13 protein-coding genes are annotated in these 12,192 nt (G+C 67.0%); 9 read left to right on the top strand and 4 right to left on the bottom strand.

What is annotated here, in order from left to right; all coding sequences use genetic code 11:
- Nucleotides 1-25: 25 nt before the first annotated feature.
- Nucleotides 26-1,228 carry a benzoate/H(+) symporter BenE family transporter gene (locus tag DIE13_RS24755; RefSeq protein WP_124829725.1) on the bottom strand — a complete coding sequence of 401 codons (1,203 nt, stop codon included), beginning with the start codon at nt 1,226-1,228 and terminating at the stop codon, nt 26-28.
- Between the two features lie 159 nt (nt 1,229-1,387).
- Between DIE13_RS24755 and DIE13_RS24750 the strand changes: the two genes are divergently transcribed.
- Nucleotides 1,388-2,287 (top strand): LysR family transcriptional regulator, encoded by a 900-nt coding sequence (locus tag DIE13_RS24750; RefSeq protein WP_124829724.1) that lies wholly within the window; start codon nt 1,388-1,390, stop codon nt 2,285-2,287.
- Nucleotides 2,288-2,314: 27 nt separating this feature from the next.
- On the opposite strand, the gene DIE13_RS24745 is transcribed toward DIE13_RS24750, so the two are convergent.
- On the bottom strand, nt 2,315-3,340 hold the full coding sequence (locus DIE13_RS24745; RefSeq protein WP_124829723.1) for a fatty acid desaturase: 1,026 nt from the start codon (nt 3,338-3,340) through the stop codon (nt 2,315-2,317).
- A 268-nt stretch (nt 3,341-3,608) separates the two neighbouring features.
- Here DIE13_RS24745 and DIE13_RS24740 point away from each other — a divergent pair, with 268 nt between their 5' ends.
- Nucleotides 3,609-4,433, top strand: a complete 825-nt coding sequence (locus DIE13_RS24740; protein WP_124829722.1) for a phosphate/phosphite/phosphonate ABC transporter substrate-binding protein — start codon at nt 3,609-3,611, stop codon at nt 4,431-4,433.
- A gap of 13 nt (nt 4,434-4,446) precedes the next feature.
- Here the strand turns inward: DIE13_RS24740 and DIE13_RS24735 are convergent, their stop codons facing one another.
- Together DIE13_RS24735 and DIE13_RS24730 are read right to left on the bottom strand one after the other, a co-directional pair.
- Entirely contained in the window at nt 4,447-5,187 is a 741-nt protein-coding gene (locus tag DIE13_RS24735) for a GntR family transcriptional regulator (RefSeq protein WP_124829721.1), read from the bottom strand.
- A gap of 1 nt (nt 5,188) precedes the next feature.
- Complete coding sequence (locus DIE13_RS24730) at nt 5,189-6,877, bottom strand: sigma-54-dependent Fis family transcriptional regulator (RefSeq protein WP_124829720.1); 1,689 nt, start codon at nt 6,875-6,877, stop codon at nt 5,189-5,191.
- Nucleotides 6,878-7,007: 130 nt separating this feature from the next.
- Here DIE13_RS24730 and DIE13_RS33515 point away from each other — a divergent pair, with 130 nt between their 5' ends.
- The 7 genes from DIE13_RS33515 (at nt 7,008) to DIE13_RS24695 (ending at nt 12,181) form a co-directional block, all read left to right on the top strand.
- Nucleotides 7,008-7,394 carry a phenol hydroxylase subunit gene (locus DIE13_RS33515; RefSeq protein WP_233410062.1) on the top strand — a complete coding sequence of 129 codons (387 nt, stop codon included), beginning with the start codon at nt 7,008-7,010 and terminating at the stop codon, nt 7,392-7,394.
- 16 nt (nt 7,395-7,410) lie between these two features.
- The gene (locus DIE13_RS24720; RefSeq protein WP_124829719.1) at nt 7,411-8,406 is read left to right on the top strand and encodes a phenol hydroxylase; all 996 of its coding nucleotides are present in this window, start codon (nt 7,411-7,413) and stop codon (nt 8,404-8,406) included.
- A gap of 36 nt (nt 8,407-8,442) precedes the next feature.
- On the top strand, nt 8,443-8,712 hold the full coding sequence (locus tag DIE13_RS24715) for an MmoB/DmpM family protein (RefSeq protein ID WP_124829718.1): 270 nt from the start codon (nt 8,443-8,445) through the stop codon (nt 8,710-8,712).
- A 38-nt stretch (nt 8,713-8,750) separates the two neighbouring features.
- Nucleotides 8,751-10,301: an aromatic/alkene/methane monooxygenase hydroxylase/oxygenase subunit alpha gene (locus DIE13_RS24710; RefSeq protein WP_124829717.1), complete on the top strand. Its 1,551-nt coding sequence runs from the start codon at nt 8,751-8,753 to the stop codon at nt 10,299-10,301.
- A 75-nt stretch (nt 10,302-10,376) separates the two neighbouring features.
- Nucleotides 10,377-10,733, top strand: coding sequence for a phenol hydroxylase subunit P4 (locus tag DIE13_RS24705; protein ID WP_124829716.1), 357 nt, complete (start codon nt 10,377-10,379; stop codon nt 10,731-10,733).
- Nucleotides 10,734-10,758: 25 nt separating this feature from the next.
- A complete protein-coding gene (locus DIE13_RS24700; RefSeq protein WP_124829715.1) occupies nt 10,759-11,823 on the top strand; it encodes an NADH:ubiquinone reductase (Na(+)-transporting) subunit F in 1,065 nt (354 codons plus the stop codon).
- Between the two features lies 1 nt (nt 11,824).
- Complete coding sequence (locus DIE13_RS24695) at nt 11,825-12,181, top strand: 2Fe-2S iron-sulfur cluster-binding protein (protein WP_124829714.1); 357 nt, start codon at nt 11,825-11,827, stop codon at nt 12,179-12,181.
- The last annotated feature ends 11 nt before the right edge of the window (nt 12,182-12,192 follow it).

Below are 12,192 nucleotides of genomic sequence, written 5' to 3'. Positions count from 1 at the left end.
CGGCTGAAGGCGTGCGCGATGCGCGTTACGCCTGCCGCCGCGTCCTGCTGGTCACCACATACGCCACCGACCCGATCACGATCCCCCAGAACGCGGACCCGAGCCCGAGCCACGTCATCCCCGACGCGGTTGCGAGGAACGTGATCACCGACGCTTCGCGGTGCGCCTCGTCTTCGAAGATCCCGTGCACGTTCGACCCGATTGCGCCGATCAGCGCGAGCCCGGCGAGGATCGCGACGAACGCCTTCGGCAGCGCGAAGAACAGCGTGACGATCGTGCCCGCGAAGAGCCCGCCGATCAGGTAGATCACGCCGTTCGCGATGCCCGCGATATAGCGCCGGTCCGGATCCTCGTGCGAATCCTTGCCCGTGCACAGCGCCGCGGTGATCGCCGCGACGACGATCGTGATCCCGCCGAAGCACGCGACGACGAGCGACATCACGCTGGTCGCGGTGATGATCGGCCGCGCGGGCGTGTGGTAGCCCGACACGCGCAGGATCGCCATGCCCGGCAGAAACTGGCCGGTGAGACTCACGACGACGAGCGGCAGCGCGAGGCTGAGTGTCGTGCCGAGCGTCCATTCGGGCGCGATGAAGATCGGCCGCGCGATGCTCGGCGTCACGTTGCCGAGATGCGTCATCCCGAGCAGCGTCGCGAGCGCGGCGCCGGTCAGCAGCACGAGCACGATGCTGTAGCGCGGCAGCACGCGCTTGAAGATCACGTACGCGGCGATCATCCCGAATCCGAGCACCGGCTGCGCGGTGGCGGCGGAGAACGCGTGCATGCCGAACGGCAGCAGGATGCCGGCCATCATCCCGCACGCGATGCCGCGCGGAATGTGGCGCACGAGGCGGTCGAAATAGCCGGTGATGCCGATCGCGAGGATGATCAGCGCGGCGGTGATGTACGCGCCGACGGCCTGGTTCAGCGTCAGTTGCGGAAAGAGGCCGACGAGCAGCGCGGTGCCGGGCGCCGACCATGCGGTGATCACCGGCACCTTCAGCTTCCAGCTCGCGAACAGGCCCGACACGCCGGCGCCGATCGAGATCGCCCAGACCCACGACGACACCATCGCATTGGACGCATGCGCGGCCTGCGCGGCCTGGAAGAAGATCGCGAGCGGGCCCGCGTACGAAATCAGGACCGCGAGAAAGCCCGCGGTAATCGCGGAGATGGACCAGTCGTTGCCGATCGAGCGGATCGCGCCGGGCGAGGTGTTCGGTTGCATCGTCATAGGGGTAACGCGCGCGGCCGGGGGCCGGATCCACGGCGGAAGGTTGTCTGATAGCCCGGAGGTGCCGGTATTTTCGGCGCTGTCGATGGAATTGACAATTCATCGACAGATATCAACACTGTTTACTTTTGATAAACAGTCAGGGCGAACGAGATGGACAGATTGCTGGCGATGCGGCTCTTCACGTGCATCGTCGATTCCGGCAGCTTCACGCGCGCCGCGCAGCAGCTCGGCATGCAGCGTGCGTCGGCCACGCAGATCATGAAGCAGCTCGAGTCGCATCTTGGCGCGCGGCTGCTGGTGCGCACGACGCGGCATGTGAGCGCGACGGTCGACGGTGCGGCTTACTACCGGCGCTGCGTGGATATCCTGGACGGGATCGACGAGGCGGAAGCGTCGTTCTCGCACGCGGCGCGCCATCCGCAGGGCGCGCTGAAGGTCGATCTCGCGAGTTCGTTCGCGCGGCTCGTCGTGATTCCGGCGCTCCCCGAATTCTTCATGCGCTATCCGCAGGTCACGCTCGACATCAGCGTCGGCGACCGCCGCGTCGATCTCGCGCGGGAAAGCGTCGACTGCGTCGTGCGGATCGGCGAGCTGACCGATTCGTCGCTGGTTGCGCGCCGCGTCGGCCTGCTCGAGCAGGTCACGTGCGCGAGCCCCGGTTATCTGGCCGCGCATGGCCGGCCGCGCAATCTCGCCGATCTCGCGAAGCATCGGGAAGTCGCGTATGTGTCGGCGTCGAGCGGCAAGCGCGTGCCGCTCGTGTTCGGCACGGACGGCAACGCTCGGACGACGGAGCTGCCCGCATCGGTGTCGGTCAACAACGGCGACGCATACGTGACGGCCTGCGAGGCCGGGCTCGGGATCATTCAGGTGCCGCGCTATCACGTGGTGGAGAAGCTGCGCGGCGGCACGCTGACGGCGATCCTTACGCGGCTGCGCCCGCCGCCGTTGCCGCTGTCGGTGCTGTATCCGCATCGCGGCCATCTGTCGCCGCGGCTGCGGGTGTTCATCGACTGGATCGGCGAGCTGGTGCGCGAGCGCGCCTGGTGACACCGGCGACGCAGGCCCGGCGAGCCGTCACGTACTGATCCGGGGATAGCCGTCGACGGTGGCCACCTGCGCGCCGCTTCCGGTCGACAGCGACGCCGTGCCGCGATCGAACGGATGCACGGGCGCATCGGTCGGCGTCCACGCATGGCGCGCCAGCAGTTCGCGATAGCCGCCGCGAATCACGAAACCGCCGCATTTCTCCGCATACGCATCGCGCCGCATCCGGTACGCGCGCGGCAGGTCATACCACGGCAGCTTCGGCAGGTCGTGATGAACGAGGTGATAGTTGTTGTTCAGGTACAGCAGCCGCATCGCGAAGCCGGCTTCGTTGATCGCGATGCGCGCCTTCGGATGCGGCGCGGCGCGATGCTCGAACAGCGAGCGGATCATCGCGAGCGACAGCGCGGGCCATGTGATCGCCAGCAGGTAGTACCACCACGGCACGCCGATCGACCACTGCAGCCAAGCGAGCAGTGCGGCCACGCTCGCCGCGTGCGTCAGCCACATCGGCAGATAGCGGAAGTCCCCGTGTCGAAGCGAGGCGAACGCGTCGACGAACATCGCCGCGACGCTCGTCGGCGGACCGAATGCCAGTCGTCCGACGAAGGTTGTACGCGCAACGGTGAGTGCGCGACGCCAGCGCGGCAGCTGCACCCACCGGTCGCGCGACACGTAGTTGGTTTCCGGATCGACGCCCGGCACGGTCAGGTCTTCGTCGCGGTGATGGTCGAGGTGCGTGTCGCGATACAGCGTGTACGGATACCAGACCGTCAGCGGCGGATAGCCGAGCAGCCGGTTCACGAACGGGGAACGCGTCGGATGGCCGTGCAGCAGTTCGTGCTGCAGCGACATGTGCCACGCGCCGAGCAGGATCAGCGGCGGCGTCGCGGCCGCGAGCGACAGGCGCTCCGCGCGCAAGAGCAGCAGCACGGCAAGCCAGCCGCCGTAGATCGCGACGACGAGCAGCCAGGTCGGCCACTCGGTGCGGGCAGTGAAGCGGGCGTCCAGCGCGGCGATCGCGCGCGCGTGGTCGACATCGAAGTATTCGGCCATGTGCTGACGGGGACGGATCGGAGGCGGTGCGGGACGCGGAGGATCGAGCGGGGCCGGATCGGGCGCTACCTGCCGGCTCGCGGCGCCTGCCGGCGCGTATTCGTATGCGAACGATATCGGGCCTGCGTCGTGAGCCAAACCAATCGATTCGGATTTGCTTATCGCTGCCGAGCCGATAAGCTTTGGCGCGCGCCGTGCCGGCTCCGACGCCCGTTACGGTACGCGAACCGGTTGACGCCGCGTGCCCGACGATGCATAGAATGCCCGCATGAGCTCATGGATCGCCGCACTGCCGATGTACAACGTGACGCCGCGCCACGCCGCACTGTGGCGCGCGTTGCTGCGCGACGCGCTCCACGCGTTCGCGCGCACCGGCGGCCCTGCCGGCGTTGCGCTGCCCGTCGAGCCGTTCGACGATCTGCACGCGCTGTGGCGGCGCGGCGACCTGCTGCTGTCGCAGACATGCGGCTATCCGTACCGGATGCTCGGATTACGCGATGCCGTGCGGTTGATCGCGACGCCGGCTTTCGATGCGCCGGGTTGCGACGGCGCGCACTACAGCAGCATGCTGGTCGTGTCGGCGCGGGTGCATGACGGCGGCGCGACGACGCTGGCCGGCTGTCGCGGGTTGCGCGCCGCATTGAACGGGCGCGACTCGCACAGCGGGATGAATGCATTCCGGCATGCGGTCGCGCCGCATGCGCATGACGGGCGCTTCTTCGGTTCCGTGCAGACATTCGGCTCGCACCTGGGCGTGCTGCAGGCACTGGCCGCCGGCGACGCCGACTGTGCGGCGATCGACTGCGTGACGTTCGCGTATGTGCGCGACGCGCTACCCGAGCGGTTGAACGACATCCGGATCGTCGGCGCGACGGCGACCGCGCCGGGATTGCCGTTCATCGCGTCGAAGGCGCTCGACGGAGCGCGCGTGCACGCGTTGCAGGCGGCGCTGGATCATGCGGTTGCGGCCGATCCGCAACGCGCGGGCGTGCTGCGGCTGACGGGGTTCGAGCGGTTGTCGCCCGGCGCGTACGACGCGATCGACCGCTTCGAGCAGGACGCCGCCGCGCACGGGTATCCCGAGCTCGCGTGAGCGGGGCGTCGTCCTAAAACGGCAACGTACCGGGCGGCGCATTGCGCACTACCGCAAGCGTCGCGCCGATATGGTCTTCGAGTGCGAGGGCGGCGCGCGCATCGGCGCGGCGCATCGCGGCTTCGAACAGGCACGTGTGCTCCGCATGCACGTCGCGCTTCGAATCGCCGAGCCCGATGCATACGCGCCGGTAGCGTTCGCTCTGCTGCGAGAGCATGCGCAGGATCAGGTAGGTCCACGGCGTCGCGGCCGCCGAGATCAGCGCTTCGTGAAAGCGCCGGTTGCACGCTTCCCACGCGGCGCGGTGCTCGATCGACACCGGCTGCTCCCACGCCGACAGCATGTCGAAGCTCTGGCGCACGCGGTGCGCCCACGCGTCGTCGCCGCGCCGCACCGAGTCGCGCAGCGCATCGACTTCGATATGAATGCGCAGCCGCGTGATCGCTTCCAGATCGTCGACCGACATCGGCGTGACGCGAAACCCGCGCTGCCCTTCGGCCACGACCAGCGCATCGCTGACGAGCCGCGTGAGCGCCTCGCGCAGCGTGCCGGCCCCGACGCCGTACACGTCCTTCAGGTGTTCGACGCGCAGCTTCGCGCCGGGCGGGTAATGCCCTTCGATGATGTGCTGCCGGAGCTGGTGATACGCGTGCTCGCTGAGCGTGCGGGCGTGCGGTTCGGTGTCGTCGGCGGCGGCCGGTTCGAGCGCCGGCAAGGCGTCGTCGAACGGATGGGCGGGCAGGATGGTGTTCATGTCACGCGTCCTCCTGATCCTGTTTGCGGTTGAGGCGATAGCTGAGCTGCGCGCGCGTCAGGCCGAGCAGGCGCGCGGCGGCCGACAGGTTGCCGTTCGCGCGGTCGACGGCTTCGTGCAGCAGCGCGCGCTCGAGGCCGTCGAGCCCGCCGCTGCCCTGCAACTGATCGAGGATCGTTGCGCAGTCGATCGACATCGCGGTCGCCGGCCGGATCTGCCCGGCCCGGTCGACCGTCGCGCCGCCGGGCGAGCCGACGCCGGGGAACAGGTCCTTCGCGTCGACCGGACGGTTCGGGCGCGACAGGATCACCGCGCGCTCGATCAGGTTCTCGAGCTCGCGCACGTTGCCGGGCCAGCGGTAGCCGCGCAGCGCATCGTACGCGTAGTCGGTCAGCGTCGGCGCGGGCTTGCCGTGCAGCGCCGCGAAGCGTTCGAGCATCGCGTCGGCGAGCGGCGCGATGTCGTCCTGCCGTTCGCGCAGCGGCGGAATCAGCACCGGGTACACGTTGATCCGGTAGTAGAGGTCGGCGCGGAACGTGCCGTCCCGCACGGCCTGTTCGAGATCGCGGTTGGTTGCCGCGACGACGCGCACGTCCACCTTCCTGCCGTTGGTCGCGCCGAGCCGTTCGACCTCGCCCTCCTGGAGCACGCGCAGCAGCTTCGCCTGCACGTCGAGCGGCAACTCGCCGATTTCGTCGAGAAACAGCGTACCGCCGTCCGCACGCTCGAAACGCCCGGCGCGCGCGGCTTGCGAGCCGGTGAACGCGCCTTTCTCCGCACCGAACAGTTCGGACTCGATCAGCGCATGCGGAATGGCCGCGCAGTTGATCGCGACGAACGGCTTCGCTGCCCGCGGGCTGAGGCTGTGCAGCGCGCGCGCGAAGCGCTCCTTGCCGACGCCCGTTTCTCCGGTGAGCAGCACGGCGACCTTGGTCGGCGCAGCCGTCTCCAGCAGCGCATAGGCGGCGCGAAACGCATCGGAGCGCCCGACGAGCCGGGTCCGGCCGTCGTCGGGTGTCATCTCCAGGCGCAGAGATTCGACCTCGGTCTGCAGGTCGCGGATCGTGTTGATCAGCGAGTCGGCCTTGAACCACGACGAAATCTCTTCCGCGTCGGGCCATTCGTCGGCCGGCTTGCCGACGATCGTGCAGTGCGGGTCGTGCATACCCACGCAGGACGTTTCCTTGAACAGGATCGTCCGGCCGATGAAGGCGCTCGTGTAGCCGGTCGCATAGCCGATCAGCATCCAGCACACGGGTTCGGGCTGCGGTCCGAACGTGCGGCGGTGCACGTCGGCCTCCCACGAGTGTTCCCAGCGGTATTCGCAGTAGAACGCGCCCGTCGCGGGATCGGCCTCGAAGCGCAGCGGCGTGACCTGCACCGCGCCTTCGAGCATGTGCAGCTGGGGGCCGACATGAAACATGTCGAATAGCGATGCGCCGCTGCGGATCTCGCGGGCGAGCGCCGCGTCGCGTTCGCCCGCGGCGAAGCCGACCCGGGTGAAGAAACGCCGGGTCTGCGCGGGGCCGACGCTTTCCATCAGCTCCTGGCGCAGCGTCGCCAGCGCGCCGGCATGCAGCAGCACCATCCGCTGTCCGGCCAGCCAGATGCGACCGTCGCTCGCCGAAAAATGGATCAGCTTGCGCAGGTCGGTGTCCGGCGGCAAAGGGGGCAGGCTGGGCCGCGTCATGTCTCCTCCATCGAGATTTCTCGTGATTTCAATAATTTTGTCGATCGGCGCCGCGGCGGGTACATCGATTTGATCATTTCATCAAATGCGCCGAAGCGGGTTGCTCAAATGATGAAAAAGGCCGCCGGATATGAGGTTTGGCGCGATCGCCGACGCCTGTTTTCCGTTCTGGTTAACCGCTATTGTGGGTCGCGAAATTGAACTGCGCGTCAGGGCTTTCCCTGAATTATCGAGATTTTTTGCTGCCCCGGCCGAACGTGGCATGGATGCTGCATTGAAGTCCGGCATGGAGGCGACACCGATCATGAATCAGCACCACACCGATCCTTCCCCGCTCGATCCCGGCCGCAAGTGCGTCCGCGTGACCGGCACGAATGTCCGCGGCTTCGTCGAATTCGAGTTGTCGATCGGCGGCGCGCCGGAACTGTTCGTCGAGCTGACGTTGTCTCCTGCCGCCTTCGATGCGTTCTGCCGCGAACAACGGGTGACGCGGCTCGACGTCGAAGCGAACCCATGACCTTGAGGAGCAAGAAGTGACCATCGAGCTGAAGACAGTCGACATCAAGCCGCTCCGGCACACCTTTGCGCATGTCGCGCAGAACATCGGCGGCGACAAGACGGCGACGCGCTACCAGGAAGGCATGATGGGCGCGCAGCCCCAGGCGAACTTCCATTATCGGCCGACCTGGGATCCGGACTACGAGATCTTCGATCCGTCGCGCTCGGCGATCCGGATGGCGAACTGGTACGTGCTGAAGGATCCGCGCCAGTTCTATTACGCATCGTGGGCGACGGCGCGGGCGCGCCAGCAGGATGCGATGGAGTCGAACTTCGAGTTCGTCGAATCGCGCCGGATGATCGGCCTGATGCGCGACGACGTGGCCGCGCGGGCGCTCGACGTGCTGGTGCCGCTGCGCCACGCCGCGTGGGGCGCGAACATGAACAACGCGCAGATCTGCGCGCTCGGCTACGGCACGGTGTTCACGGCGCCCGCGATGTTCCATGCGATGGACAACCTCGGCGTCGCGCAGTACCTCACGCGTCTCGCGCTCGCGATGGCCGAGCCCGACGTGCTGGACGCGGCCAAGGCGGCCTGGACCAACGACGCCGCCTGGCAACCGCTGCGCCGCTACGTCGAGGACACGCTGGTCGTGACCGATCCGGTCGAGCTGTTCATCGCGCAGAACCTCGCGCTCGACGGCCTGCTGTATCCGCTCGTCTACGACCGCTTCGTCGACGAACGGATTGCGCTCGAAGGCGGCTCGGCGGTCGCGATGCTGACCGCGTTCATGCCCGAGTGGCACACCGAATCGAACCGCTGGATCGACGCGGTCGTGAAGACGATGGCCGCCGAATCCGACGACAACCGCGCGCTGCTCGCACGCTGGACGCACGACTGGTCCGCGCGCGCCGATGCCGCGCTTGCACCGGTGGCGGCACGCGCGCTGCAGGACGCCGGCCGGGCCGCGCTCGACGAAGTGCGCGAGCAGTTCCAGGCGCGCGTTGCCAAGCTCGGCATTGCGCTCTGACGACGGGAACCCTCCCCTAACCCAAGGAAAGCCAGCATGTCCAACGTATTCATCGCCTTTCAGGCCAATGAGGACTCCAGACCGATAGTGGAGGCGATCGTCGCCGACAACCCGCGCGCGGTGGTGGTCGAGTCGCCCGGCATGGTCAAGATCGACGCGCCGGACCGGCTGACGATCCGCCGCGAAACGATCGAGGAGCTGACCGGCACGCGCTTCGACCTGCAGCAGCTTCAGGTCAACCTGATCACGCTGTCCGGCCACATCGACGAGGACGACGACGAGTTCACGCTGAGCTGGTCGCACTGAACGCCGCGCAACGCGCACCGACAATACCGGAGACACGAATGGACACGCCAACGCTCAAGAAAAAACTCGGCCTGAAGGACCGCTACGCGGCCATGACGCGCGGCCTCGGCTGGGAGACGACCTACCAGCCGATGGACAAGGTTTTCCCGTACGACCGTTACGAGGGCATCAAGATTCACGACTGGGACAAGTGGGTCGATCCGTTCCGCCTGACGATGGATGCGTACTGGAAATACCAGGGCGAGAAGGAAAAGAAGCTGTACGCGGTGATCGACGCGTTCACGCAGAACAACGCGTTCCTCGGCGTGAGCGACGCCCGCTACATCAACGCGCTGAAGCTGTTCATCCAGGGCGTGACGCCGCTCGAATACCTCGCGCACCGCGGCTTCGCGCACGTCGGCCGGCACTTCACCGGCGAGGGCGCGCGCATCGCGTGCCAGATGCAGTCGATCGACGAGCTGCGGCACTACCAGACCGAAACGCATGCGATGTCGACGTACAACAAGTTCTTCAACGGGTTCCATCACTCGAACCACTGGTTCGATCGCGTCTGGTACCTGTCGGTGCCGAAGTCGTTCTTCGAGGATGCGTATTCGTCGGGGCCGTTCGAGTTCCTGACCGCGGTCAGCTTCTCGTTCGAATACGTGCTGACGAACCTGCTGTTCGTGCCGTTCATGTCGGGCGCCGCATACAACGGCGACATGTCGACCGTCACGTTCGGCTTCTCCGCGCAATCGGACGAGTCGCGCCACATGACCCTCGGCATCGAATGCATCAAGTTCCTGCTCGAACAGGATCCGGACAACGTGCCGATCGTGCAGCGCTGGATCGACAAGTGGTTCTGGCGCGGCTACCGGCTGCTGACGCTGGTCGCGATGATGATGGATTACATGCAGCCCAAGCGCGTGATGAGCTGGCGCGAATCGTGGGAGATGTACGCGGAGCAGAACGGCGGCGCGCTGTTCAAGGATCTCGCGCGCTACGGCATTCGCGAGCCGAAGGGCTGGCAGGACGCCTGCGAAGGCAAGGATCACATCAGCCACCAGGCGTGGTCGACGTTCTACGGCTTCAACGCGGCATCGGCGTTCCACACCTGGGTGCCGACCGAAGACGAGATGGGTTGGTTGTCGGCGAAGTATCCCGACTCGTTCGATCGTTACTACCGTCCGCGCTTCGAGTACTGGGGCGAGCAGGCAAGGGACGGCAACCGCTTCTACATGAAGACGCTGCCGATGCTGTGCCAGACGTGCCAGATCCCGATGCTGTTCACTGAGCCGGGCAACCCGACGAAGATCGGCGCGCGCGAATCGAACTACCTCGGCAACAAGTTCCATTTCTGCAGCGACCACTGCAAGGAAATTTTCGACCACGAGCCGCAGAAATACGTGCAGGCGTGGCTGCCGGTGCACCAGATCCATCAGGGCAACTGCTTTCCGCCCGATGCGGACCCGGGCGCGGAAGGCTTCGATCCGCTCGCCGCGGTGCTCGACTACTACGCGGTGACGATGGGCCGCGACAACCTCGATTTCGACGGCTCGGAAGACCAGAAGAACTTCGCGGCCTGGCGCGGCCAGGCCACGAGCAACTGACCCGCAACCGACACGCAATCTTGACGAGGGCCCGCGAAGCGCCGATGCGCGAACGCGGGCCGACAGGAGACAAACATGGCCGTCATCGCGCTCAAACCCTACGACTTCCCGGTGAAGGACGCCGTCGGGAAGTTTCCGGCGCCGCTGCTCTACGTGTGCTGGGAAAACCACCTGATGTTTCCGGCGCCGTTCTGCCTGCCGCTGCCGCCCGACATGCCGTTCGGCGCTTTGGCCGGCAACGTGCTGCCGCCCGTCTACGGCTATCACCCCGACTTCGCGAAGATCGACTGGACGCGCGTCGAGTGGTTCCGTTCGGGCGAACCGTGGGCGCCGGACCCGGCGAAGAGCCTGGCCGACAACGGCCTCGGGCACAAGGACCTGATCAGCTTTCGCACGCCGGGCCTCGACGGCCTCGGCGGCGCGAGCTTCTGACCGCCACGCGGACGAGCGAACCATCATGAGCCACCAACTTACCATCGAGCCGCTGGGCGTCACGATCGAGGTCGAGGAAGGACAGACGATGCTCGATGCCGCGCTGCGCCAGGGCATCTACATTCCGCATGCGTGCTGTCACGGGCTGTGCGGCACCTGCAAGGTCGCCGTGCTCGACGGCGAGACCGATCTCGGCGATGCGAACCCGTTCGCGCTGATGGATTTCGAGCGCGAGGAAGGCAAGGCGCTCGCATGCTGCGCGACGCTGCAGGCCGACACCGTGATCGAGGCCGACGTCGATGAAGAGCCGGATGCGGAAATCATCCCGGTCAAGGACTTCGCGGCCGACGTCACGCGCATCGAACAGCTCACGCCGACCATCAAGTCGATTCGGCTGAAGCTGTCGCAGCCGATCCACTTCCAGGCGGGCCAGTACGTGCAGCTCGAGATTCCCGGCCTCGGGCAAAGCCGCGCGTTCTCGATCGCGAACGCGCCGGCCGACGTCGCGGCCACCGGCGAGATCGAGCTGAACGTGCGGCAGGTGCCGGGCGGGCTCGGCACGGGCTATCTGCACGAGCAACTGGCGACGGGCGACCGCGTGCGCCTGTCGGGCCCATACGGCCGCTTCTTCGTGCGCCGCTCGGCCGCGCTGCCGATGATCTTCATGGCCGGCGGGTCGGGGCTGTCGAGCCCGCGCTCGATGATCGCGGACCTGCTCGAAAACGGCGTCACCGCGCCGATCACGCTGGTCTACGGTCAGCGCAACGCAAAGGAGCTCTATTACCACGACGAATTCCGCGCGCTGGCCGAACGCCATCCGAACTTCACGTACGTGCCGGCGCTGTCGGAAGGCGCGCCGGATGCGGGCGGCAATGTCGCGCAAGGGTTCGTGCACGACGTCGCGAAGGCGCATTTCGACGGCGACTTCTCCGGACACCAGGCATACCTGTGCGGCCCGCCCGCGATGATCGACGCGTGCATCACGACGCTGATGCAGGGGCGCCTGTTCGAGCGCGACATCTATCACGAGAAGTTCATTTCGGCGGCGGACGCGCAACAGACGCGCAGCCCGCTGTTCCGGCGGGTGTGACATGGACGCGGGCCGCGTATGCGGGACGGTCACGATCGCGCAGACCGACGAGCGCTATGCGTGCGTGTCCGGCGAATCGTTGCTGGCCGGCATGGCGAAGCTCGGCCGGCGCGGCATTCCGGTCGGCTGCCTGAACGGCGGGTGCGGCGTGTGCAAGGTGCGCGTGCTGCGCGGTGCGGTGCGCAAGCTCGGGCCGGTCAGCCGTGCACATGTAAGTGCGGAAGAAGAGAACGACGGCTATGCGCTTGCGTGCCGCGTCGCGCCGGACGGCGACGTCGAGCTCGAAGTGGCCGGCCGGCTCAGGAAGCCGTTCTTCTGCGGCACGGCATGTGCCGGCACGACGGTCATCAACAAGTAACCAGGAGGAGA

Source organism: Burkholderia sp. Bp9016, from assembly GCF_003857765.1.
Taxonomy (GTDB): domain Bacteria; phylum Pseudomonadota; class Gammaproteobacteria; order Burkholderiales; family Burkholderiaceae; genus Burkholderia.
Note: the sequence above shows the minus strand (reverse complement) of the source record. Positions and strands in the feature narration are given on the sequence as shown.

What these genes read in the sequence shown, in the direction of transcription:
- DIE13_RS24755 (WP_124829725.1), bottom strand. Translation starts at nt 1,228, where the DNA reads ATGCAACCGAACACCTCGCCCGGCGCGATCCGCTCGATCGGCAACGAC.
- DIE13_RS24730 (WP_124829720.1), bottom strand. Translation starts at nt 6,877, where the DNA reads ATGACGCGGCCCAGCCTGCCCCCTTTGCCGCCGGACACCGACCTGCGC.
- DIE13_RS24745 (WP_124829723.1), bottom strand. Translation starts at nt 3,340, where the DNA reads ATGGCCGAATACTTCGATGTCGACCACGCGCGCGCGATCGCCGCGCTG.
- DIE13_RS33515 (WP_233410062.1), top strand. Translation starts at nt 7,008, where the DNA reads ATGAGGTTTGGCGCGATCGCCGACGCCTGTTTTCCGTTCTGGTTAACC.
- DIE13_RS24750 (WP_124829724.1), top strand. Translation starts at nt 1,388, where the DNA reads ATGGACAGATTGCTGGCGATGCGGCTCTTCACGTGCATCGTCGATTCC.
- DIE13_RS24715 (WP_124829718.1), top strand. Translation starts at nt 8,443, where the DNA reads ATGTCCAACGTATTCATCGCCTTTCAGGCCAATGAGGACTCCAGACCG.
- DIE13_RS24700 (WP_124829715.1), top strand. Translation starts at nt 10,759, where the DNA reads ATGAGCCACCAACTTACCATCGAGCCGCTGGGCGTCACGATCGAGGTC.
- DIE13_RS24695 (WP_124829714.1), top strand. Translation starts at nt 11,825, where the DNA reads ATGGACGCGGGCCGCGTATGCGGGACGGTCACGATCGCGCAGACCGAC.
- DIE13_RS24710 (WP_124829717.1), top strand. Translation starts at nt 8,751, where the DNA reads ATGGACACGCCAACGCTCAAGAAAAAACTCGGCCTGAAGGACCGCTAC.
- DIE13_RS24740 (WP_124829722.1), top strand. Translation starts at nt 3,609, where the DNA reads ATGAGCTCATGGATCGCCGCACTGCCGATGTACAACGTGACGCCGCGC.
- DIE13_RS24735 (WP_124829721.1), bottom strand. Translation starts at nt 5,187, where the DNA reads ATGAACACCATCCTGCCCGCCCATCCGTTCGACGACGCCTTGCCGGCG.
- DIE13_RS24705 (WP_124829716.1), top strand. Translation starts at nt 10,377, where the DNA reads ATGGCCGTCATCGCGCTCAAACCCTACGACTTCCCGGTGAAGGACGCC.